A 25,369-nucleotide genomic window follows, 5' to 3' on the forward strand; every position below is an offset into this window, starting at 1 on the left:
TTCGTCAATAGATTTTGAAAATTCTTGCTGCATCATTTCATTCTAGTCAGTCCACAAAAAGAGCGTTGATCTCGACAAAGACCAACGCTTGACAATGAATTGAATAATTATCTCTATATTAGTTTAAAGGGGCTACTTCAAATTCTAGTATCCTTCTGAGATTGACCTTAAACAGACTTCTCTGTCAAATGTCATTGTTGATCTCAACCCTATATATCATTAACTATCATGATCATCTACTTTACTCCAAACTAGTGAATCGCCATAAGACTCAACAAAAAATGCCATATCTTCTTCTTTAACATCGACAGTTATGTCAATATCTTCATCCTGTGCTTGAATAGATTTATTACGATTAATTTGCTCTAGAGTATGGTCTAAGCCGCTCAGAGCAGCCCAATAAATAGCCTTGCCTTTGGGAACTGTCACCTTGTAAGAGCCTGGTTCAATGTCCTTACCCACTAAGTACATCCCATCTGAGAAGGATTCGTTCATGACGTGCGGGTGCGTGTCTTCGTTATATTTTACCCAGTCTCCTCCAATAACTTCTAAACCTTCATCATCTTCTTTAACTTCCACATATAACTGTCCCTGTGAATACCCAGAGGTAATGTTATTACTCTCTCTTCCAAAGCTGCTTAATCTAGCGAAGAGGGTAACATAATCCTCATCCTCTCCAGACTCATAGTATATACCTGGTTCAATATCTACACCAACCTTATACTGACCAGAACTAAACTTTGTGAGTATTTCATGGTTATTTGGATTAAATGCCTCCCATTCTCCGTCATCGAAGAAGTATGGTTTAAATATATGATCAGACTCATTAATTTCAACGTAAGCCGGTTCTCCAGAAGCTGAATAGCCACTACTAATGGTATTCCCGTCTTCATCTATAAGCTGCCAATGTACTTCACCAGTTGTAAAGTAAAGACCAGGCTGTATATCCTCGCCAACAACGTAGACGTATGGGTCTTTCTCGTAAACATCTATCATATATGACTCGGTATATTCTCCGTATTTAATTGTAAGTTCAGCTGTTCCCTCATTTGCAGCAAAAAAGTAGGCGACGTCATCTGAGTTAACACCAGTTTCAATCACATCGGGATTACTGGAAGTTAATTCAATGTCTTGTGGTTCAATTTCTTTCGTCTCCTCTCTCTCTGTTCCATTGTATAAGGTGTTAATGTAGCGAATTGAGGTTTTGGGGACATGATGCTCTCCATCAACAACGTAATAGTGATCTAAGAAAGCATCTAGAAAAAAGTAACTATCTATTATACGATCAATCTTCTTATTGTAATGGTTTGTCACGGTCTTTGTAGTGGTTTCATTGTTAATATTGATTTCATTCATTTCGACCTCGGCATAAACGGTGGCACTCACAGAGATTGTAGTAGAGATGGACTCATCGACCGTGAGAACAAACCAACCATTACGATCAAGATCATCCTGTTTCTCGTAAACGGCCTTCTCTACCGTTTCATCATCTGCATTGGATATCTTTAATTCAATACCAGAAAATTCATTTTCGGGTTTGACCATTAAATGGACATCTTCTGGATTGGAAACCACTGCTAATTCAAAATCAGCTTCACTGTACACATCGTCTTTTACGGTATCGCGCAATATTAAGTGGCCGTACTCGTCTAAAGAGGTGTCACGATCCGGATCTTGTCCCCCAGGGGTACCGCCTCCACCAGCAGGTGGGGTTGAAGCGTCTTCATCGCCATCCTCTTCTTCAGGTGGTGTAGTTACACCGCCGCCATGTTGAGCATTGTCTTGTAGCTTCTTTTCTGTTCTATTAAGGATCACCACCGCTTCAGCTCTAGTCGCACCAGAATTAGGACTAAAAGACCCATCGGAGTAACCGGATATGAGTCCTTCACTACTGGCATATGACACATAACGCTTTGCCCACTCAGGTATACGATCCTCATCGGAGAAATGACTTTCTGCAGAAGGGACATTCTCTAACCCTTCTTCAAGCATGAGCGCACGGACTGCCATCGTCGCCATTTCTGCTCGAGAAATATCAGCGTTAGGTTTGAACGTACCGTCTTCATAGCCTGTAATAATACCAGCGTCAACGGCAGCATTAATAGCCCCCGTTGCCCAGTGATCCGTAGATACGTCCGTCAATGCGGTTTTGTCTTTTTCTTCGTCAAGGCCTAAAATACTGCTAATGACTACAGCAAACTCTGCTCGGGATATAGAAGCGTTTGGTTTAAACAATCCGTTCGGGTAGCCTGAGATATGACCTTTTTCTACCATAGCGTTAATCGTTGATTCCGCCCAATGTCCCTTTATATCGGATGCGCTGAAGACAGGAGTAGGTACAGATAATACCAAAGTTAAAATAAGTAATAAAATCAATCGTTGTCTCAAGTTACTCTCTCCCTTTTAAATTTTTCCTTGAAGTCTACAACCATGTTCATAATTCCGACTCGTCTAGTATTGTTAAAAATAAAACTATCAACCTATTTTGTTATCAAATCACCTCTTCCTATTCTACCAACTATTATTATGTATGGATTTTTTATCCACAAATATCATACTACAATACTATTGTTCTAAATTAAAGATTAAATTGAAAAATATGTTAAAAAAGTTACAATTAGTTCCAAAGTTCAGGGTACATGGCCTGGATTTTTTGTATACTCCGGTATCGTCAATGTTTGGAGATCATGAACAATTGCTGTACGATTAGGTTAGATTAACGGAAGACGGAGGTTACATCAATGGCGTTTGGCATTACACGTAAGGAATTGAACCAATGGAAAGCTAAAATAGACCGCGGGGAAATTGCGCTTATCACACATTATTGGGTTCACCCCAGATTCCCGGAGTGTAAAACGGTAACGAAAGCAGGTGCTAAGAACTTAGAAGAACTAATTCAGTGGGGCAAACAATACGGCTTGAAGCCTGAATGGATTGATTTACGGGACGACTATCCCCATTTTGATTTGATCGGGGACAAGCAGATTGAAATTCTGCGGGAAGAAAAGTGTGTAGATCAACTCAAGCGTTTCAACTTAGAGGATTAACTTACTTGCTCATGTGTTGGCATCTTAAACCAAAGGCCTTGTCTTCTATCCAATTTGTAGAACAAGTCAACATTAAAAAGAGGAGGTCTTACTAGACCTCCTCCACCTCAAAGCGATCATTTAGCCAATACGTGACTACTTCCACTTTAGGATACCACTCTTGCACAACAGCCTTCGCTTTTTGAAGGTGTTTTTTCTGCTCCTCCACTGTTGTTGGATTACCAGCACAATCGTGGTGTCCTGCAATGGCAATAACCGAAGACTCATGGTTATGGACTGAAATGTCTAGACGCTTTTTGATGTTTTCCATCGTTGGCTTGTCTGATTGATCAGCGATGATTTTATTGGGTCCAGGCTCTGTAATCATATCGACATGCTGTACCTGAAACGTTTCCCTCATTTTTTTGATCATGGGCAACTGTGCGCGTCCGTCCATACAATTAATCACTGTTCCAAATGTGTTCTCCATCTCTCACCACTCCTCGTCTCATTCATTAAGTGTGTTTCTTTCAATTAACCGCTCTAAAAATAGGTTAATCGACATACCTCAAATTGACAAGTCTTTCTTCAAGGCTGTATAGAACAAAAGCACTAGAGCTTAGGTTACTCTGATGTTCATGGTGGAAGCATCCGCATATATCACCGCTAACCATTCTTATATAAAGTTTATGCCATGTTGAAATAAGCCACTATCACAAGTAAGACGAATATAACACACGTCTCTCCTATTATCGATCCTGTTTTAACATGAAGTGGGGTTTTGATCTTAGACTTAATCGGATACAAAAATTGCACCCCTTGAGGTGTAATCATGTCTAGCACGATATGACTAATAACACCGGCCACGAGACCCATTTGTAAATCATAAGCCCCTCGAAAGTCTAGGTGACCCATCCCCCAGTAGATAAATAATATAAATAATAGACTATGTGTGATGGTGCGGTGACCAAAAAACTTGTTCACACCCTTTGATACGACAGGTATCTTCCTCCCTACCATTGATCTGGGGTGACAAATATCTGGGAGTAAAGAACCTACGATAGCCGCACTATAAAGATAAAGAGGTTCGTAAACCTGTATTGGATCTAAGTATACGGTTAAGGCAGCGGCGGCTACCCCCCCAACAATATGTGTAGGTGCATTCATGCTGTACCAACATCCTTTAAGCTAGTATGGTATGGATTTCCATAACCTTACCATACCATAGAACACACGTTCCTTGCAATGGATAAAGCTATCACGATAAAGAATATAAATCCTTTGTCACACTACGCCTGCTCTGCCTGTGGACCTTGATGGATGTCCATTGCATTGGTCTCTGGTAATAAGAGGTTAAGTCCGGCGGCTAACATCAGCAGTACAATGGCAGACACTAAGGATACAGCGTAACCACCTGTCAGATCAAAAAACAGCCCCGGAATATAGGCCCCGAGTGCTGAGCCCACCTGATGTCCTAAAGATAATAAACCGAACACAAACCCAACGGAATGGTTCTTAAAGAATACACTCGCTAGCATCGTCGTGGGAGCCACTGTAGCAAAATCCACAAGACCAAACATAATGGCAAAAATAAATAATAGTAACCATTGATCGGTGACGAGTAGTAGGAGGATCGTAAGTCCCCTCAAAAAATAGAGAATAGCAAGGAATTTACGGTTACTAAAATGGTCTGCTATCTGTCCCGAACTTAGCGTTCCAATCATATTAAAGGCGGCTAATAAACTTACGGCCAACCCCGTCACTTCTGTTGTGAACCCATGGTGATGAGACATCGGAATAAGGTGTGTATCAATAAGGCCGGTTGTGGTATATCCGCAGATGAAAAAAGGCGTCGCTAATAACCAAAACAAACGACTTTTTAATATAAAGAGGAGTTTGGGTTGCCTCTCTCCCTCTGCAGATTCTTTCTCTTTTGTTTCATCCTTGATATCAATTCCCCTGCTGGCTTCCTTCCCTGAACGACCACCATAGGGAGCTTCCCCCAACTCAGTGGGTGACGTCCTCAGAAACATGATAAGCAGCGGGAACACGATCAAGATCAAAAAGCTGCCCATCACCAATACAGCCAGCTGCCAGTTAAACCACTCAATCAAGAATAAGCATAGCGGAACCACGACGAGCTGACCCGCACTCATCCCTGCTGTGATCATCCCCATCGCTAATCCCCTTCTTTTCTGAAACCACTGTGTGACCGCAACAGATGCTGCTACGTTGGACGCCCCCCCAAACCCAATGGCAGAGACGAGACCATACAGAACAATGATCTGCCAAAATGACGTCACAAAAAATGTCAGCAATGTACTGACACCCACTAATAGGGCGCTGTAGGATAATATGATCCTCACCCCATATCGATCGACTAGTCGACCAAGAATAGGCTGAGATAGGCCAAAAACAACCAAGCTCAATGTGGCGATGAGCGAGGTGGCACCTCTTGTAGTTTCAAACTCGTTCTCCCATGGCTGTAAAAAAGCACCCACAGAAAGGCGCACCCCTTGTACAGATAGTAAGGCAATAAAACAAAGTATAAGAATCATCCAGCCGTAGTGTACCTTTTTCACGTTCCTCTCCATCCCTTTCATGTTTCAATGTTTCTCGTTAACCTTGTTCGCTAGCCTGTTATATTCTGATATGATTATCTTATAAAGAATCTGTCCTTACTGTAAGCTACAGTTTAACTTATTTTTATGGGGTCAGTTCTGGCCTTTACGGCGTCTTAGGAAAGGAAGGATATATGATGCTAGAGGTGACACTATCGTTAAATCCCGATTCGACACAACCTTTATACATCCAAATCTTTGAATACATTAAACACGAAATGATACAAGGAAAAATATCTGCGGGTACTCGTCTGCCTTCCATCCGACAACTCTCTGAGCACCTGAGAGTGAGTCGCAATACGATAGAAACGGCTTATCAACAGCTCATCATGGAGGGATATGTAGAAAGCCGCCCCCGCAGTGGACTATATGTAGTGGATGTGAATCAGGATGATGTCAAGTTACCAGGAAAAAGCGGCTACGATCAGTCACCGATTGACAAAAGTGAAAGTCAGCTAGAAGAAGAAACAGAAAACATCAGAATTGATTTTAGATATGGTAATGTTGACGCCGAACACTTCCCCTTTCATACTTGGCGAAAGTTAACCTTAGAAGCTTTACATCCTAATCATAAACGTTTGTTTATTTATGGCAATCCCCAGGGTGAACAAGACCTCCGGTTCGACATTGCAAAATACCTTCGTCACTCTCGTGGTGTGAATTGTACTGCAGAGCAAGTCGTGATAGGTTCGGGCATTCAATCCCTTTTGAACCTTCTTTCCCTTATGATTAAAGCTGAGGGCCGAATAATCGCTATGGAGAATCCAGGATATGATGGGGCACGGCGTGTATTTGAGGCACAGGGATTAGCCGTTGCACCTATATCCCTAGACAAACAAGGATTGAATGTTAAGGAGCTGTACCATAGCATGGCTAATACAGTATATATTACACCTTCACATCAATTTCCATGTGGGATGACGATGCCTGTTGCACGTAGAATGGCGTTGTTAAACTGGGCTTATGATCAAAACGGACTCATTATCGAGGATGATTATGATGGCGAGTTTCGATATAACGGTCGACCCATACCTGCTTTACAAGGATTAGACCAACACCAGCATGTCGTGTATGTCGGTAGCTTTTCTAAGTCATTACTTCCTTCCCTTCGCATCAGCTATATGATTCTCCCTCCAACACTTATTGAACGCTACCGCGAAACTTTTCTTGGTTATGACACCCCTGTCTCCTACCTACATCAGAAGACCTTACAATTATTTATGTCTCACGGACATTGGGAACGTCATTTACGTCGGATGAGAAAGGTTTATCGATCAAAACAGACTGTACTTTTAGACGCATTAAGTGAATATCTGGGTACACTCGAAATCGATATTTTGGGTCAGGATGCGGGATTACACATCTTACTTCGAGTCAGAAATGGACTGTCCGAAAAAGAACTAGTGGACAGAGCTTCACGACACCAAGTGAAGGTTTACCCGATCTCCCACCATTGGGCAGATCCATTACAAGCCCACTTAAATGTGGTCCAGCTCGGCTTTGGAGGGTTAACGGAGGATGAGATTATAGAGGGGGTACAGAGTTTAGCTCAAGCGTGGAAAACATAATGCTATCACTCTCTCGTCACCTTAAACTGTATGTCACCCTCTATCCTATACTTTTTGTCTTCTTCTCCTGGTTCATCATCCTTGACATTGAATTGCGCCGAGCCATTAACAATATAGAAACCCGGTGGGAAGTCTTGTTCCATAATGCGCTTCATAAAGGCGATGTACTCTGAGTCATCCTCGGGACCATAGCTCCCACTTCCCTTATACCGTTCACGTAACGGCTCATCCTTGGTCAGTGTTGTGGTCACAAGAGGCTGGGGCATAGAATACCCGATCTGGTATCCTCTCGTTTTCTCATACATGGGAAAATAAAACGGGGATGCAGCATGGGAGATAACCACTTCATCTTGATCACCGACATACTCTAGCTCAGCATAAAGATTAATGTTCTCCCCTTCCTTGTACGCTGCCTTCTCCGTTACGAGGCGATAAATAAAGTCCCCTTGCGTGACTTCCACTCGCGTCTCTTCAACCTTAAGCTCGTCTTCGTTTTGTTCTCCCGAGTGACCTGAGTGACTTTGGTTGGTATGCACTTGTTCACCCCCACAGCTTGCTAGTACTAGCATAAAGACCGCACACATGGATATGTAAAGCATTCGGTTTCGTGGTTTCATCTTCTTTGTCTCACTCCCTCTGTCTTGGTATTTCTTTATTTTTCATTCCTATCACTTGCTCTTGCTTACATAATCGCTTACATAATAGACGCCAACCAGTTGCGCATTGTTGCACCATAAAAAATGCGCTAAGTAAACTTAGCGCGCAAAGATTTACTCCTTACCCTTCCTTACCCTTGGCTTATGGTCTACGGTTTTATAACTGAGTACCACCAGAGCGGTTGTCATTTTACTCGTTTAGTGATTGTTTTTCATTGAAAACTGCTGAAACACGGTGTTCTCAGGTACGGGATAAACCTCACGCCCGGCGATGCTGTTGATGATTCTCTGGTTACGCTGGACGGACAATCGCAAGTTCGTTGCCCCAGCCCCGTGGGAATGCTCTAGATTTGAGACTGTAAAGATATGATTTGCACGCTTGTCCTTGTCCTTAAACTCTATCTTATAATCAAGCGATACTTTGTAGCGGTGTTCGTCCTCCCAAACGATCTGATCGCTAAACTTCTTCATAAAGTCGGGTATAAAAAATTGATAGCCTGTCGCTAAGATGACTTTTTCTGTTTGGTGAGTAAAGGATTGATCTTCTTGGTATTGATGACAGGTTAGCAGATATGTACGTTGTGGTCCTCCTTGATTTTCATTGACAGGCTTAATCCCTCTCACTTCAGCGACCGGTTGTATTTTTATGGGAGGGTCTTCACGAGAAACCGAACGTTCGTAGAGCAAATCATATAAATCTGCTAAAGTGTGTGGGTCTACCCCCTTACGAAGTGGATTCAATGTGGGTAATGTTTCCATTCGCGTGTCGAATGGTAATGAATGAAAATACTTAATGTAGTCAGGAGAAAACGCTTCTTGGGCCACCTTTCCCTGCTCTAATTGGAAGATACCAGGGGCCTGTGTAAGTAACGCCAATTCGTATCCAAAGCGTTCCTGATCCTGGAGCAAATCGTAAAAAACTTCAGCTGCACTTTGCCCCGAGCCCACTATGGTGATGGATTTTGCTTGGCCCAATGCGTCCTTATGAAACATATACTGACTGGTATGAAACACATCTTTATCATATGCTTCAAAGCCAGGGAGTATATTCGGAATGCCACCTGTCCCAAGGACGACATGTCGACTATAATAGTGTTCTGTCTCCTTTGTCTCGGTGGCAGTTTCTCCAGCTTCACTCGACACCACTACTTCATAATAGGGCTCTGATGCGTCTGAATGCTCTATAAGATCTACCACTTGTTTGCCAAAATGACAATCATCCAGTTGAGAAGCCACCCACTTGGCGTAATCATTATATTCTGTTCTCGGTATCTTAAAGCGATGAAAATTGATAAATTGATATAATCGGTTGTGGTGGTGCAAATAATTAAGAAACGTATAAGGACTCGTCGGGTCAGCTAATGTTACTAAATCAGAAAGAAAGGAGGTTTGCATATCTGCTCCCTCTATTAACATTCCTGGATGCCAGTCAAATGCTTTTTCCTGTTCAAAGAATAATGCCTCAATATCATCCACTCGGTCTAGTAATGCAGCTAATCCTAAATTGAATGGTCCTATTCCGATTCCAATGACATCATAAATTTTTTGCTGTGTCACTATGGCTCATCCCCCTATCCTTACTTTTGCGAAAACGATGTATTTATTATTTATCTTTACCCGCCGATGATTTTTCAATCCTCATTATGCATGTCTTCTACCGTAACTTCTTGCAAACCTCATCATGCGTTTATACATTTTGCGATCAATTTTTTTTAAAGGGTAGAATTGGGGTGAACTAGAGTTAACCTCTAGGAGCCATAGATGTCCATGATGATCATAAGCAAAGTCTATTCCCATTTCGTGCATGCCCGGTCTTTTTGAATTCAACACGCGTGAAATTTCAACTGCACTTTGGCTCAGTTCTGCTCTTCGTTTATCTTTCTCAGACGGAGATAATTTCAGCTTTTTAAATAATTGATTGAGGAGAACAATTCTTCCTCCTTGAGCAAAATTGGTCACAATGTTCCCCTTTTTTCCCACCTTGCTAAACATACCTGTGCAAGTCCAGCTCCCTCTAGGTTTGCGCTGAACCATCACACGTAAATCGTAAGGTCTCCCTTTCACTTTTTCTAAAGTAATCCCTTGCTGGATAATCATTTTGCGTCGTTTCTTTTTGTTGAGATAACGATATAAAGGTTTGATTTCTCTAAAGGTTTTCGTTTTTTTAAGTGACTTTAAACGAAGATACGTTCGTTTTTCGGACCTAGACTGTTTTCTAGTCAATTTATATATGCCGTGACCTTGGGCACCTTTATTCGGCTTAATATACAGTTTGGGGTATTCCCTCACCATCTTAAGTAAGTTCCTTTTTGAAAATAGGGTGGTGTCAGGCAAAAGGGGCTGTAATGTGTAAACATTGGATAAGTGTTGGTACACAAGATACTTTTGTCTCATACTTTTGCTCTTATAATATTTTGTCTTCAATCGTATCACCTCTTAATGATACTCTATGTCGATTCATTTCTTAATCTATTGTACATCTGCTCATTTTTCACAAAATGTGTTCATATCTAACGTAAGTGTCTACAGCAAAAGTCACTCTCTCTCATAAGATAACTTATGAACATTGACTAACTGAAAGAGCAGAGGTGAATTTTGAAATGGGATTAGCAGGCTTTTCGAAGATGAGGAAATATAATAAGATGAAAAACAGATTACCAAAAGAGGTACTACCAGATACAAGGACGTTCAATAGGGGGACTTTTAATGGTATGCTTGCCCATTATCAGCACATTGTACTTAAGCCCGATAATGGAAGAAAAGGCAGAGGTGTCGTTAAGATAGTAACGCTAAGGTCTGGCCGTTATGAAGTACATTTTAAAAAAAGAAAAATGGTTATAACAGGGCATCATAACCTTTCTCAATTAGTAAAAAAGATCACTTCTTCAAAAAGATACGTGATCCAACAATATATCCCTCTAGCTAGGATAAAAGGACGTCCTATTGATTTTAGAGTGATTGTTCAAAGATATAGAGGTCAGCAGGATTGGAAAGTGACAGGCCAAGTCGCTAAGGTTGCAGGGTCCGGTTACTTTATTACGAATGTAAGACCGACCAACGGAAGAGTCCTCACGTTAAAAAACGGGATAGAGCATTCAACGATTACAAAGTCTCCAAAGGTTATCACACCGCGATTACATGAGATTGCACGAAAATCTGCCCAAGTGCTTGGAGAAGGTTTTCCAAGTCTAAACATCATCGGATTTGATGTTGCCATAGATAATAGCGGCAAAGTCTGGGTATTAGAGGCAAACTTTGACCCTGGCCTATCTCATTTTAGAAAATTAAAAGATAAATCAATGTTGAAAATGATTACGGCGTATAAAAATGTGAATAAAAAACTGGCCAGAAGAAGTAAGATAAACACTAAGAGGATAGCTCGGGCTCATAGAAAGCTTCGCAGAAGCCATAGATAATGAAGAACACCTTTAATAAGACACCATAATGAGGTTATCATCTGCTATGATTGATGACGTGATAGGCATAATCAAAGGAGGCTCTAAACACTTTTTCTCTCATTTCTTGCGTCGCTGTCACCTTTAATATGTTTTTACCCGGTTTGATGTTGACCTCAATCAGTTTAAGACTTCCATCACGACAAATGGCAAAATCTATACCAAATTCAAAAAATCTTCTGCGATAAGACTTCTCTAGGTGTGAAGCAATTTTATAAGAAAGGTCTTCCATCTCACGGTACATGTCTTCAGCTTGACTATGATCAAACTGTGTTGTGAGATAATCCATGGTGTGGACTAAATCACCGCCACTTTTAACATTTGAAGTCACATTACCTTCAGGTCCCAGACGAGTGACAATGCCGAGTATATTCCACACACCTGTATGGTCCTTGTGAATTAAAACACGATGATCGGCAATACGTTCATCTTTGCCACGAATGTCAAGCCAAGGTTGCATGATATAGCGTTTATGCTTTAACACCTGCAACTTTTTGCGCACCTGATACTCGTCTAACTCATATTGCTCCTGGTTCTGATAAACAGTATATCGATGTGCGTCATCCTCTCTTTCAAGCCGATAAATCCCCCTGCCACCCCAGCCATTAACAGGTTTAAGTATAAGCTGGTTTTCTGAGAGAGCTTTAATCACATCATCAATGTTTGTCATAAGTGTCGTAGGGATGAGATAGGGGGAAATCTCTTTTGATTTTTTTAAGTGGCGGTGTATGTTTAATTTTGTCCCCATTGAATATCCCACAAAGGGCACTTTACTTTGTAAACGTATGGCCATACGCGCATCCTCTGGACTCGTATAGTATCCACGATCATAAATAATGCTTGGAAAGGGTACCACCCTTTTGACCCAGCCGTTAGGTGTAAATTCAAGTGCGTGTATTTTACGTTTGGCTAGGTGAACATCTCTAGGGGTAAAAGCAACGACCTGTTTGAAACCAGCCTCCATCGCGGCTAGAGCTAATGATGTTAAAGATTTTTTATATTTAAGACTATTTTTCATGATGCCAATCATTTCAATGCTCCTCCTCTCACCTCCTTTATTATATGCAGGCGAATAACATCCTCGTTACATAAAAAAGGCGGTTGCCTAAACCAACGCATACACGTGTCAAGCAACAGCCTTTCATATAAGTGGGATCTGTTTTTCTTTTCGGTTTGTTACGCTATTCTTTCTTAAAATGCTTTGTACTTCTGACTGTGTCAATGGGGCGAACCTGTTGCTCAATCGCTTCACGGTGGGGCTCTAAGAATGGTGGAAGTGCCAATTTCTCTCCAAGCGTTTCGTAAGGTTCATCTCCCATGAATCCTGGACCATCCGTGGCAAATTCAAATAAAATTTGGGGCGCCACTCTGCTATATAAGGATTTGAAGTAAAAACGATCAACATAACCTGACGTCTGGAAGTTAAAGCCTTCTAGTCGTTTCTGCCACTGATCTAATTCTTCGCGATCCTCAATACGGAAAGCGGAATGGTGTACAGTACCGTAACCTTGTCGGGCCTGTGGCAATAGAACATTATGCTCGACGATGACCCGGGCACCGTTACCCCCCTCCCCTACTTCAAACAAGTGAAAATCACCTTCCTGGGCCACTTCCTTAAACAACAGAACCTTTTCCATCATTTCTTTAAAGTATTCAAAATTGGCGACACGGACGAAGATAGGCCCTAACCCGGTAATAGCGTACGCCAGCGGTATCGGTCCGTCTTGCCATGGCGTACCTGAAGCCACTCCCTCGTCAAGCTCGTCTGAAATGAGTTGATACTGCTGATCATCAAAGTCGACAAAGGACAAGGTTTTTCTCCCAAACTGCTCTTTAATCCCCGTATGTTTAACCTCTAGACGATCAAACCGCTCAACCCAGTATTCAAGCGCCGCATCACTAGGGACGCGGAACGATGTTTTTGAAATTTCATTCGTCCCATGAACGCCTTTTGGTATACCTGGAAAGTCGAAGAAGGTCATATCAGTTCCTGGACTCCCAGTATCATCAGCGAAGAACAAATGATACGTCTGAATATCATCTTGATTGACCGTTTTTTTAACGAGACGCATCCCTAGTGTATAAGTGAAAAATTCATAGTTCTTCTCTGCACTACTCGTGATAGCCGTCACGTGGTGAATGCCTTTTAAATCGTTCATCTCTATCCCTCCAACTCATACTTATGACGCTAAGGTGTGTGTTGTCCATTATCATGTCCAACGCGTTTTTATAAAAATCATACAGCCTTTTTAGAGGCTCAATTTATAGGCTCATGATCTATTATCTTGAATTCGAGATATCTCTATTTAATCTAAGATTGAAGCGGATGTCAACACATACGCTTGAAAAAAGACGCCCCCCTCTAAAGAGTCAGACGTCCCTTCCTTCTCATTGTTTTATTGTATTTTTATGATGTGATGTCATTAACCTCTATCCTTAACCTTTCTCTGCACCAGCCGTCATACCTTCCACAATATAACGTTGGAACAAGAAGAAGAGCAACATTAATGGTATAGAGATGAGTACTGCTCCGGCTGCGAACACCGTGAAGTTGTTATTGGCTTGTCCAGACACGAGGGTAAATAACCCTTGTGCTAACGTCCAGTTTTCACTAGAACGGAGTATGACCTCTGCCATGATAAAGTCCATACTTGCAGCGATAAAACTGTTATAAGCAATAAAAGAGACAATCGGCGTCGCTAATGGCAGCATGATATGATAAAAGGTTTTTATATTTGATGCACCGTCTATTCTAGCCGCTTCATCTAAACTCCTTGGTATGCCATCAAAGAACCCTTTGACAATCCATGTGTTAAAAGCAATACTCCCTGCAGATAACACGAGAATGTACCCTAGATGAGTGTCTAAGAGTCCAAAAACACCCAACAGTGAATAGATGGCGATCATCCCCATAATGGTAGGAAACATCTGCAGGATAATGATAGCCATGAGCCCTTGTTTCTTACCTCTAAAATTAAATCGGGAAAAACCATAACCTGCTAAAACGCCAAAGAAAGTGGACACAACCATATTGGCTACAGCAACGACCACCGTATTTTTATACCATGTAAAGTAATCGTATTTAGTGAATAAGGTTTGATAGTGCGACCAGTTGAGCTCCGAGATGTTTGGAAATATTTTAGATGTGTGTAACGATGAGCCAGGGTTTAATGATCCAATGAAAACAAAGTAGACAGGGAATAGACAGATAACCATTAAGGATACTAAGATTCCGTATATGAGCACATTGGTTAATATCTTCTTTAATTTATGGTTATACATGTTATCGCACATCCCCTTTCAGCGATTTGGTATTCCTTAAGTTGAAATACGCAAATCCGGCAATGATAAGGAAAACAAGCAATGCCACAGCAGACGCAACCGCATACTGACCGTTCTCTAGTGTCATACGGAAAATCCATGACAAGAGGATATCGGTATGCCCAGCATAGTTATAATCTGCGTTAATCGGTCCACCTTCTGTCATCAAGTAAATGAAAGTTAACTGATTAAAGTTAAAAGCGAAAGTAAAGACCATGAGGGGTACCGCTGACACCATGACGATAGGGAATGTGATCTTTCTAAACTGTTGAATGAAGGACGCACCATCCACTTGAGCTGCCTCGTATAATTCTTTACTAATAGTCGTGAGTATCGCTGTAAATAAAGCCATCCAGAATGGAAAGCCTAACCACAGGTTCGTGAGCAGTACCGCGATCTTGGCCCATGTCGGATCGGATAACCACGGGATGGATTGGAGCCCGACCGCATTCAACATCTGATTAATGACACCCGTTTGTCCGTTATACAAATTTCTGAATATTAGAATAGTCACAAATGCAGGTACAGCCCATGGGATAATAAACATGTTTCTCCAAAATTTCTTGAACTTTACCTCTTTGCGAGATAACACCACGGCCACAAAAAGCCCGGCAAATACCACCATGACCGTAGACAACACAGCCCAGACCACAGTCCATGTGAATACACCAAGAAAAGTGCTACGCCAGGATTCCATTGTAAATAAACGTAAAAACTGATCAAACCCAACCCAATCCACTAGCGCCCTAGGCGGTAAATAGTTTGGCGATGAGTAATTGGTGAAGCCAATTAAAGCTGTAAAAATCAATGGAAAGACGGTCAGTAGGATCATGAATAGAGCTGCGGGTGTTATTAAAAAATAAGGAAACCCCTTGTCCCAAGAATTTTGAATAGAAGCCTTGAAAGATAATAGCGGCTCCCCTTGCTCTCGTCCTTTACCTGTTTTATAAGCATCGCGAATATTAATATAATAAAGGGCTAAAAATCCAACTAGTGCAATGACAATTAACAGACCATCTGCCATTAACAGTATAGAGTGATCGCCTTCTTCGACGATTTTTCCTCTTCTCCTTACTTGCGGTGTCTCACCTAGAGTGATGAGACCATGGAGTCCGGTAATGATCGTTTTGGACCAAAAAACGAGGATAAAACTCTCAAATAAAAATAACAAACTCCCCTTCAAATACTGCTTGTTGTAGATCTGGCCTAATCCCATAAAAAAAACAGACAACCATGCTGCTACTTTGCTGTGACGCCTGACGACGCCCGTTTGGACTCGTTGTGTCTCCATGGCTCGGTGCTCCCTTCTTTCAAAATCTCCTACCCTGGTCACGTTTTTTCTCTCTCTCTATTGTTACGATCCTATTAATCTAGTCACGAGGGGTCAGTCATAGCGTCATCAGTGAGGCGTCGTGTCAAAACCGTCGTACACCACCTCACTGAGGCGTCGTGTCAAAACCGTCGTACACCACCTCACTGATACTACTGTTACCTTATCACTCGTTCCCTATAAAATTAACCTTCTTAGGTAGCCTTACTTTTGTTGCTCTTGGATGGCTTGTTCAATGGTGTTTACTGCTTTATCTAAAGCCTCCTGAGGATCAGATCCGTCATTCCACACATTGGCCACTGCAGCTTCCATTGGGTCCCAAACGAGTGGCATTTCTGGAATATTAGGCATTGGCACAGCATGCCCCACTTGTTCTAAGAAAGCAACAGCATATGGATTGCTTTGTATAGCTTCATCATCAATTAATACTTCGCGCGGTGGTAAATGACCGGCCACTTCAAATTGTCTTAACAGGTTTTCCTCATTGGTGATAAATTGCGCTAACAAAGAGGCTGCATTCGGATATTCTGTATACGCATTGACATAAAAACCACTTGTACCAGAGAAGCTCGTAGGGTTGTCACCGTTATCTAAGACAGGAAGTGGTGCCACACTGAAGTCAACACCGGCACTTTTGTACCCTTCTACAGCCCATGGCCCGTTAATATCTAACGCTAAATCACCATTTTCAAACAAAGCCGTTTTAACGTCATACGTAATATCCTCTAATGCAAATGCCGGAAGCAATTCATGACGCATACGTTCGATGAGCTCAACAGCTTCTACAGCGCCTTCATTATTGAGACCGATATCGCTCACATCTGTGTTACCGTCGCCAAACACATAGCCACCATAACCCCCGAAGAACGCATAGTTAAAGTAGAAGTTGCCGGGTTCCATCATGAAGCCGTATTTATCGCTTTCATCATTAATATTGCTAGCGATTTCAAAAAGGTCATCCATCGTTTCAGGCGCTTGTTCAACGAGGTCATTATTATAGAATAAAGCGTAGGTTTCTATACGGTTAGGATAACCATACAGCATACCATCGAATGTAGTGGCTTCAATCGCTGCGTCAACAAACGCTTCTTCATATTCTTCGGGCCAGAAATTCTCAATAACGAGCCCTGCTGAAATGGCACGTCCAATACGGTCATGCGTAGACGGAAAGACGTCTGCAGCTAGCCCTGAAGGGCCATCCGTTGCCAAACGTTCAGGTGCATCCTCTTGTCCAACTTCTTCTACTGTGACAGGGATGCCGTATTCTGCTTCAAAAGCTTCCGCCATTTCCTTTGCCCAGTCAAGACTTTCGTCTCCATCACTCCAAAGTGTTAATTCTGCTCCCTCTTCAGGAACAACTTCAAAGTCTTCACTCAAGCCGTCCTCTGCTTGTCCATCTGATGGGCTGCTATCTGCGTTACTCTCATCAGAACCACAAGCCACTAGGGTAACAGATAACATAAACAATAATAGCAGTGTTAAGATACGTGATTGTTTAAACATAATTAAATCCCCCTCATCTTATTAATCATTATTTTGTTATAGGAAAACGGTTGCACAAACGATTAAAAAAACTGAAGAAAACGGTTGCACACTGTAGTCATATTATACTTTTTCCTCGGAATATTGGCAATACTTTTTAGATAAAAACCTTTATCCTAATCCCCCTCCCCGATTCGCTAGCCCTTCACCGAACCACCAAACACACCTGAGACAAAATGCTTTTGGAACATTAAAAATAGCACGATCATGGGGATCAGTCCGATGACTGCTCCGACCATCACCTGACCGTACTGTACGACCTGCCCCGGCTGTACCATCATCGATAACATAAGCGGCAGGGTATACATCTCCTGCGAATTGACGGCCACGAGAGGCCAAATGAAGTTCCCCCATTGTTGCATAAAGGTGACGATGGCTAGGGCGGCACACGCAGGCTTCATCGTGGGCAGTACAATCCTGAAAAACATGCCGATTTCTCTACATCCATCCACGCGAGCAGACTCTAATAGTTCACGAGGGAAATTCAACATCTGTTGTCTCATAAGAAAAACCCCAAAAGGCGTCACTAAGAAAGGGACAATCAACGCGTAATAAGTATCAATCCAGTCGAAAGTCATCATCATGATAAACATCGGCACGAGCATCACCTGTATCGGCACCATCATCACAAGTAGCACAATAAAAAATAATGGCTCGCGTCCCTTAAACGTATACTTAGCAAAAGCAAATCCAGCTAACGCGGAAAAAAGCACTGTGGTGGCTGTGGTTATACCTGAAACGAGAAGACTATTAAACAAAGCACGCCATACGGGCATCGCCTCTTGTAGCGCTTGTAGGTTGCTAAAAAAGTTTGTACCCGGTGTGAATGTTGGAGGCACTCTAAAGATTTGCTGTTCTGACAGCGTGGCAGCATTGATCATCCAATAAAATGGATAGATTGAGATCGTTACGCCTATTCCGGCAAAGATATACATGAGTAAGCGATTGAACTCTCTCCTTCTGACGATATCCATGTTATATCTCACCCCCTTTGGCTAACTTGATTTGGAAATAAGATAGGACGGCAATGATCGTTGTGATAACATAGGCGCCAGCTGAAGCCAAACCAAAATTGAACGTACCAAAAGCAGTATCATAAAGGTACAGAATGACGCTCATGGTCTCGTTTCTGGGACCACCACCTGTCAGGACATAGGGTTCAGCAAACAATTGCAGCGTCCCTATCGTCGATAAAATAGCACAAAATAACAAAACGGGCTTTAACATCGGAACGGTAATCTTAAAAAAGCGGGTTACCTTTCCCGCACCATCGATACTCGCCGCTTCATATAGATCACTCGGCACCGTCTGTAAACCTGATAGGATAATGACAGCGTTGTATCCTGTCCAGCGCCATGTGACGGCAACAATGATGAGTACCTTTGCCCAAATTCCTTCAGAGAACCACGCAATCGACTCAAGGCCAAGCCACCCCAGCCATTGATTAATCAGTCCATACTGCTCGTTAAAAATAAGAGAAAAGACGAGAGCATATGTCACTAAATCTATGAGGACAGGTAGAAAAAACGCCATCCTGAAAAATCCTTTAAATTTTAAATGCTTCACGTTGAGGAATACGGCGATCAAGGTGGCCAGCAGCAACATCATAGGAACTTGAACAAATAAGATGAGACTGGTGTTGCCTAAAGACTTCCAAAAAAGCGGGTCTGTCATTAACATCTTGTAATTCTCTAAACCTACAAACGTACTTTGCCCGCCCTGCCAACGGCTAAAACTCAGAACCAATGCGTACACGAGTGGGTATAACATAAACGTGCCAAACAGGATAAAAAACGGTGAGATAAATAAATAGGGGTGCAAATTAAACACTCGTATTATCGATTTAGACAAGTGTCTCACCTCCGATAAGGGGCTTGTGGGCTTCATTTTTACTCACTGATGTCTAGTCCCGTGGCTCTCGCCGCTTGCTGCTCAGCATCCCTTAGGGCTTCTTCAGCACTCTTTTGACCGGCCATGACGTCTGCGGTTGCATCCTCAAAAGGCTTCTGGAAATCGAGGAAATGGGCGCCGAACTCTAGAGGCGGGATCTCTGTGGAAACCTGCCCAAAGAAATCGGATAAAGGGATACCAAAATAATCGTCAGTGGCCTTGAATTTCTCAGTTTCATAGTACGGTTGCCATGATGGGAATAAGCCGTGTGCCATCTGAATATCCTGCCCTTCATTCGTCAACAACGTGAACGCGAGGAATTTCCACGCTAACGCTTTGTTGTCGGATTGCTCCGTAATTGCCAGGACGGAACCACCGAGGTTGGCCTGGTTAGGTCCGTCTTCCGTAAACGCGGGCAGAGGCATGACGCCCCACTTCCCTTCTTGATCTTCGGCTTGAGTCTTAATCGTACCAGCATACCAAACGGGATAGATCATTGTGGCCGTTTGACCATTCGCGACCGCACGGATACGATCGTCCCAAGAAGAAGCGTTCAGGACAATCCCTTCTTCATTGAATCGCTTGGTCATCTCAAGGGCTTTTATATTGGCTTCATGAGTAAAATTGATACGCCCATCAGCGTCGTAGAATTGCCCCCCTAGTTGATTTAATAACATATACCAAACGTCAGTAATATCACCACTGACTGTGTCATGGGCCATCATATAAACACCGTCTCGTTCATTCTGCAGTTGCTTGCCTGCCTCTATAAAAGCATCCCAAGTCGTTAATGTATCCGGGTCTATGCCCGCTTGCTCAAAGTAGTCCGTTCGGTAGTAAACCCCAACTGGACCTAGATCCCAAGGTACAGCATACGGAACGCCTTCTTTCTCTACCTGTAACCAAGCTGTTTCAGCAAACTCATCCTTGTGATCCCCTAACTGCTCGGATATATCGACAAACTGATTCGGAAACCTTTCTAAAAAATTAGGAAAATCTCTCTGTTGGATTTGCACGATATCTGGTGCCCCTCTACCAGCGGTTAGAGGCGGAATAATACTATCATAATCACTCGTCACGTACTCGACTGTCACTTGAGTATCAGGATATGCTGCCATAAACGCGTCCGCTGTTTGACTCAACGCGTCAGCGGCTAAATTCCATGCAGCGACCTTGATTTCACCTGAGGTCCCATCACCCTTTCCGATATCCTCGCTTTCATTACTCTTGTTTTCTCCTGTGCACCCCGCAAGCATGACCCCGACCAACATCACGAAGCCAAGGTATCGTAAAAATTGATTCATCAGACTCTCCCTCCCATATTGATATAAGACCTAGGACCTGCCTGACCTTTTGTCACCGAAGTGAAAAAGCGCTTTATTTACTTTATAAAATTAATTTATATATTATGCGCAAAGATCATTAATATTTTCTTATCATTTATTATTTTCTGACTAAATTAAAAATGACATTAGAAAAGCCCTTTGGCAACGTCCAACGAAGACTTTAAAAAGTCTTCAAACGTCCAAAGAGCTCATATATCAATAATATGCGATTAAGCTAACAGCTTCTTCATCTTTTGCTTCGTTTGTGGGTGGTTCCTAAGGGTTTCAAGGTCAGGATCATCCTGAGCCTGCTGCGAAAAAGTCTGACCCCCTTCGTGCTCAATCACATCCTGTAAGATGTGATAAGCTTCATCAACCTCACCTAGCGCTGAAAGATAACAAGCCTTGTTATACAGATTGGAAATATCTCTAGGGTCTATGTCGAGTGCTAAATTAACATAGCGAAGCGCTTCCTGGGGCTCCCCTTGTCTATGCTTGGCCACACTAACGAGACTATAGGCATCATCGTACTGTACGTTCAACTCAATGGCTTTTAAGCCACACGCTTCAGACTGTTGATAATCCTCCAGCGCCTCGTACACTCTCCCACAGTCATAGTAATAGTACGGTTGGGGATCTATCTCTATGGCTTGGAGGAAGGAGGCTTCGGCTTGCGAGAGTCGATCAGATTCATAATATAACAGCCCAAGCGTATGATGTACCCTTGCATGATAAGGATTTTCTTCTAAGCAATGTTTTAGCATCGTTTCGGCACTATGGTAGGTTGCTGCTTTGTCCTTGTGTTCCATTCCTTGATACTGAATCACCATAACCCAGCCTAAGTACAGCGCGAGGTCAAAGTTGAAGACGTCTTGTCCTTCTAACTTTTCATTGGCCACTTGTGTCGCTTTGTTCATATCCCCTTGCTCTCTGTAGTATTCACACAGCCATATGATCGCCCGTATGTTTTGTTTATCTAGGGCATAGGCCTGCTCGTATAGCGTCTCTAGTCGCTTCTGACGCTTATTGGCTTTTCGTCTTTCCTTAAATTTTTCGATCATAGGGAGTGACTCGATCCGTGCACTCATGCGACACACGTATTGTTCATACTCATAAGCGGTATACAAGTACGCTTCGCTTTTCTCTTCATGAGAGAGCTGAAGTTGGTTGATCAGTGTAAGAAGATCGACTTCAGCCTGTTGGGCCACCACAGACTGGATGAGTGGTGTATATAAAGTGCGCTGTTGAACATGACGCTCTATTAAGCTTAGTGTCGTCTTTAGCGACTGATCATGATCTTCGTTTTTAAGGTGAACGGCGACTAAATGTTCATGTAAAGGGAATGCATCCTCGTCGACAGATAAGGCGTTATTAATCAAGGCATGTTCTTGTTGAACATCACCTTCTTCCCCTGCCACATAGGCTAAGGCATCAAGACGCCACGCCTCATTCACACGTCCCTGTACGTCAGATAAATATGTTTTAACAGCGTCTAGTTCATCCATTTGTGATGCAAGCTGAACGAGATATTGGATGTCGACATCTAATGGATTAAGCTCAAAAGCTGAAAACAGATGGCGATGCGCCATAGGGGTATCCTCTTTTTGATTTCCTATCTGCGCCATTCTTAGATGGACAGCGTACATCTGTGCATCGAGAGCTAAACACTGCAGATAATATGTTTCCGCCTTTTGAACATCCTGCCTTTGTAAAGCGACCTCACCCAAACGATACAAAGGAAAGGTATGCGTATCGATGGCCAACGCTTTTTCATAGTACGCCACAGCCGTGTCGAGATGATTGGCTTTTTCATAAAGGCAACCTATATAACACATCAATTCGATCTTATTTTCATGACACGCGTTCAACTGCTGTTGTAGATACTCCCGCCCTCGCTCGTTATACGGTGTATCCTCGATTAAACGCACATACAGATCCCAAGCGGCTTCTCGTTGATTTTCTTCATGGGCTATACCCTCCTCTAGCCAGTCTAGCGCTTTTTCAGTATCTTCTTCGGTTACACTCAGCGTCCACAACAGTTCCCCGCCATTAATAAGAAAGTCACTGTTATCCCGGAAGTTCATCCTCTGATTTTGAAGTAAGGCACTCGCTTCTGACTTGTCTGATTCTGCTAGCAGCTTCGCAAGAGATAACACTGGGTACGGAACGTCACCATGCTTGTCCATGGCTTCAGTATAATAGGCCTGAGCCTGCGCTCCTCTCCCCATTTCTCGTGTCAAATCACCTAAGGTCATTAAAAGTGAATAATCTCCCTCAACGTGAGTTAATCCTTCCTGAGCGATTGCCACCCCATGCTCAATATCTTGCCATTGCTGCGCATATAGCCAAGCTAACTCACGATGAGCGTGGGGAACACTTGGGTCCAACTGTCTCGTCACTTCAAATCCTCGACGGGCATGCCTAAATCTCCCCAAAGCTTGATCACATCTCGCCCGCTCATACCACGGATGGGGATATCGTTTAAAGTCTTTTATAACCTGATGGTATAACGTTCGCGCTTCTTCATAGCGTTGTGTCTCAAATAGGACCAAACCCGCGTTCATCCTGTTCCAGAAGTCTTGGTCATTCATATCTATAGACGCCTGGGCATAAAACCAAGCGTTTTCTGTGTCACCTGTATAGAAGTAACATAGGGACAGATACGAGAAGGTATCATAATGAGTAGGGTCTAGCTCTAACGCTGTTTTAAAATATTGTATCGCCTGATCAAACTGCTGTTGCTCGTATGCCATCCGTCCTCGTAAAAAATAGTATAAATGTACGCGCTGTGTATGAACGGATGTGATGGTCTGTTCTGCCTGCTCATATTCACCAAGCCTTAAGAGCGCCATTGCCCCAGTAAGCTTATAGTAATCTGAATCAGGGTGCGCTGTTCGTAATTGTTCAATCGTCGTTTTTAGCATCTCTTCTACATCTGGATGACTTAATGACCGTACCATATAATTTTGGACATACGTGTGCGCCTCGTGTTCCTGTAGGAAGGACATGAACTTGTCCTTATGAGACGAGTCGTTGAATATGTCTTCATCTTCAAAGGCATAGAGCTGGCGTACGAGGGTATCTTCCGTAGAATCTAAGCCTTGTAACAACGCTTCATAAGCTTCAGGAATTACCGCGATCGACAAGCACTTGTTGTGGCCATACTGCTTTTCGATGTCCGCATAGCTCACGATCAGGGTTTCTGCCATACTAGGATCTTGAATATAGAAGGCTTGAAGATTGTCATCATACCCTTTAAGCAGTTGAACATGGGCTGAGTTCGGATAATCAACGCTGATGACCACTGAAACTCCCTGTTCAGTTAATTGCTTGTAATGAGCCACGGTCCCAAAAAAGTAACGGCAACTCATCCCCTGCGCTTCTAAGTACGACACGGAGCTAGATAACTTCGTCCCATTCACATGAAAGATATGCCTAGCAATCTCGTCCTGTGTATAATGGCGTTCATACCTCTTCATTAACATGACAAGGGTGGCCGGTACACAGTAATTATATTTCTGTAAGATAGGCTGTGTTGGTAGAGTGATCATGAGCTCCGGTGCGTACGTCTGACAGTTGGCGTAAGCTGAACCCTCAAACACTTGCGGGTACTGAGCCACGTGTGCCTGAAATGACTCAAAATCTCCCTTTTGGTAAAAATACTCTGCCCGTACGTACTGAAAATACGGTTTATAAACGTGGTATGGACACGTCCTTTCAATCTCTTCTGTGACTTGTAAAAAAGTCTCCCAATCTTCTCGTTGTTTCGCTTTTCTCGCTTTTTCCATTCGGAGAGGCAAAAACATGGGGACCGTTTGAATGCCCTCCTCTATCACCGCCATCGATTGGTGGATATCACCCTGAGCAGCATAGATTGAGGAAAGAAGGAGATAGGAGTACTGTGGTTTATCATCATTTTGTATCCCTTGCCGTAGATAGTCTTCTGCTAGGTCCCAGTCTCCTTCATTCACATACAGATACCCCCATTGGTCTAAAAGATCATTTTGTACGTCCTCCTGTTGGGCCACTTCTGATAAATAGGATTTGGCTTCTTTCAATCGCTTCATATGAATAAGCGCACGAACAAGGGCTAAATACGCCCGTCGCAACATTTTTTCATCTGATTGTTGTTTAAGCTCCTCAATCATGGTCTTTAAACGCGTTTCCGCTTCTAACGCTTTTCCGTTCTCAAGCAATTCATCACAGTATAAAATACGGGTCAACGTCGAATTGTATTTTCTATGTACGAATTTGATTAAGAATTGACAGTGGCGATACATCATGCCGGCATCAAGCACACGAAGAATGTTGAGAATATCCTCCTCATCTATACGATTGAGCACCTTTTTGAGGTAGGCATATGAACGCTGCTCATAGCACGCTTTAATGGTGTCGACTATGAATGGTAGGGCCACATCTAGACGATTTTGTTTGACGAGCGGCTCTAAGTCCTTAAAATCTCTCAAAGCTGTTGTTTGCAGACCCATCCTGCTTCTCCTCCTGCAACCTATTTTGTTTATATTTGTCATTTTGTGTCTATACAGATTTTCGTTTACACGCTGAGACTCTTGTACGTCCATTAGGAAAAAATGACAAAAAGATTTTCCCCTATCGTCATCTGCTTTGTCATGAAAG

General features: G+C 42.7%; 19 protein-coding genes. 3 read left to right on the forward strand and 16 right to left on the reverse strand.

The window, feature by feature from the left end; translation table 11 throughout:
- Positions 1-219: 219 nt before the first annotated feature.
- A complete protein-coding gene (locus JKM87_RS05990; RefSeq protein WP_202079043.1) occupies positions 220-2,388 on the reverse strand; it encodes an S-layer homology domain-containing protein in 2,169 nt (722 codons plus the stop codon).
- Positions 2,389-2,741: 353 nt separating this feature from the next.
- On the opposite strand from JKM87_RS05990, the gene JKM87_RS05995 reads away from it, so the two are divergent.
- Complete coding sequence (locus JKM87_RS05995) at positions 2,742-3,047, forward strand: hypothetical protein (protein ID WP_202079045.1); 306 nt, start codon at positions 2,742-2,744, stop codon at positions 3,045-3,047.
- Between the two features lie 91 nt (positions 3,048-3,138).
- On the opposite strand, the gene JKM87_RS06000 is transcribed toward JKM87_RS05995, so the two are convergent.
- The 3 genes from JKM87_RS06000 to JKM87_RS06010 all read right to left on the reverse strand — a co-directional run bounded on the left by JKM87_RS06000 (position 3,139) and on the right by JKM87_RS06010 (position 5,608).
- Positions 3,139-3,516, reverse strand: coding sequence for a carbonic anhydrase (locus tag JKM87_RS06000; protein WP_202079047.1), 378 nt, complete (start codon positions 3,514-3,516; stop codon positions 3,139-3,141).
- Positions 3,517-3,713: 197 nt separating this feature from the next.
- A complete protein-coding gene (locus JKM87_RS06005) occupies positions 3,714-4,193 on the reverse strand; it encodes a metal-dependent hydrolase (RefSeq protein ID WP_202079049.1) in 480 nt (159 codons plus the stop codon).
- Between the two features lie 122 nt (positions 4,194-4,315).
- Positions 4,316-5,608, reverse strand: coding sequence for an MFS transporter (locus JKM87_RS06010; protein ID WP_336885139.1), 1,293 nt, complete (start codon positions 5,606-5,608; stop codon positions 4,316-4,318).
- 176 nt (positions 5,609-5,784) lie between these two features.
- Between JKM87_RS06010 and pdxR the strand changes: the two genes are divergently transcribed.
- Positions 5,785-7,215, forward strand: a complete 1,431-nt coding sequence (gene pdxR, locus JKM87_RS06015) for a MocR-like pyridoxine biosynthesis transcription factor PdxR (RefSeq protein ID WP_202079053.1) — start codon at positions 5,785-5,787, stop codon at positions 7,213-7,215.
- Positions 7,216-7,220: 5 nt separating this feature from the next.
- On the opposite strand, the gene JKM87_RS06020 is transcribed toward pdxR, so the two are convergent.
- The 3 genes from JKM87_RS06020 to JKM87_RS06030 form a co-directional block, all read right to left on the reverse strand.
- Positions 7,221-7,784 (reverse strand): hypothetical protein, encoded by a 564-nt coding sequence (locus JKM87_RS06020; RefSeq protein WP_202079055.1) that lies wholly within the window; start codon positions 7,782-7,784, stop codon positions 7,221-7,223.
- 285 nt (positions 7,785-8,069) lie between these two features.
- Entirely contained in the window at positions 8,070-9,428 is a 1,359-nt protein-coding gene (locus JKM87_RS06025) for a lysine N(6)-hydroxylase/L-ornithine N(5)-oxygenase family protein (RefSeq protein WP_336885140.1), read from the reverse strand.
- Between the two features lie 84 nt (positions 9,429-9,512).
- Positions 9,513-10,295: a YheC/YheD family protein gene (locus JKM87_RS06030; RefSeq protein ID WP_202079057.1), complete on the reverse strand. Its 783-nt coding sequence runs from the start codon at positions 10,293-10,295 to the stop codon at positions 9,513-9,515.
- Positions 10,296-10,459: 164 nt separating this feature from the next.
- Here JKM87_RS06030 and JKM87_RS06035 point away from each other — a divergent pair, with 164 nt between their 5' ends.
- A complete protein-coding gene (locus JKM87_RS06035) occupies positions 10,460-11,287 on the forward strand; it encodes a YheC/YheD family protein (protein WP_202079059.1) in 828 nt (275 codons plus the stop codon).
- A 37-nt stretch (positions 11,288-11,324) separates the two neighbouring features.
- Here JKM87_RS06035 and JKM87_RS06040 read toward each other — a convergent pair whose 3' ends face one another.
- The 9 genes from JKM87_RS06040 to JKM87_RS06080 form a co-directional block, all read right to left on the reverse strand.
- Positions 11,325-12,356 (reverse strand): YheC/YheD family endospore coat-associated protein, encoded by a 1,032-nt coding sequence (locus JKM87_RS06040; protein WP_202079061.1) that lies wholly within the window; start codon positions 12,354-12,356, stop codon positions 11,325-11,327.
- A gap of 151 nt (positions 12,357-12,507) precedes the next feature.
- Positions 12,508-13,485: a ring-cleaving dioxygenase gene (locus tag JKM87_RS06045; RefSeq protein WP_202079063.1), complete on the reverse strand. Its 978-nt coding sequence runs from the start codon at positions 13,483-13,485 to the stop codon at positions 12,508-12,510.
- 277 nt (positions 13,486-13,762) lie between these two features.
- Positions 13,763-14,608: a sugar ABC transporter permease gene (locus JKM87_RS06050; protein WP_202079065.1), complete on the reverse strand. Its 846-nt coding sequence runs from the start codon at positions 14,606-14,608 to the stop codon at positions 13,763-13,765.
- Position 14,609: 1 nt separating this feature from the next.
- On the reverse strand, positions 14,610-15,938 hold the full coding sequence (locus tag JKM87_RS06055) for a carbohydrate ABC transporter permease (RefSeq protein ID WP_202079067.1): 1,329 nt from the start codon (positions 15,936-15,938) through the stop codon (positions 14,610-14,612).
- A 243-nt stretch (positions 15,939-16,181) separates the two neighbouring features.
- A complete protein-coding gene (locus tag JKM87_RS06060; RefSeq protein ID WP_202079069.1) occupies positions 16,182-17,480 on the reverse strand; it encodes a sugar ABC transporter substrate-binding protein in 1,299 nt (432 codons plus the stop codon).
- A 176-nt stretch (positions 17,481-17,656) separates the two neighbouring features.
- On the reverse strand, positions 17,657-18,493 hold the full coding sequence (locus JKM87_RS06065; protein WP_236838642.1) for a carbohydrate ABC transporter permease: 837 nt from the start codon (positions 18,491-18,493) through the stop codon (positions 17,657-17,659).
- Position 18,494: 1 nt separating this feature from the next.
- Entirely contained in the window at positions 18,495-19,370 is an 876-nt protein-coding gene (locus JKM87_RS06070; RefSeq protein WP_236838643.1) for a carbohydrate ABC transporter permease, read from the reverse strand.
- Between the two features lie 38 nt (positions 19,371-19,408).
- A complete protein-coding gene (locus JKM87_RS06075; RefSeq protein ID WP_202079073.1) occupies positions 19,409-20,713 on the reverse strand; it encodes an ABC transporter substrate-binding protein in 1,305 nt (434 codons plus the stop codon).
- Between the two features lie 251 nt (positions 20,714-20,964).
- Positions 20,965-25,221, reverse strand: coding sequence for a tetratricopeptide repeat protein (locus JKM87_RS06080; protein WP_202079075.1), 4,257 nt, complete (start codon positions 25,219-25,221; stop codon positions 20,965-20,967).
- Positions 25,222-25,369: the final 148 nt, after the last annotated feature.

Origin of the sequence: Caldalkalibacillus salinus (assembly GCF_016745835.1) — a bacterium.
GTDB classification, from domain to species: domain Bacteria; phylum Bacillota; class Bacilli; order Caldalkalibacillales; family JCM-10596; genus Caldalkalibacillus_A; species Caldalkalibacillus_A salinus.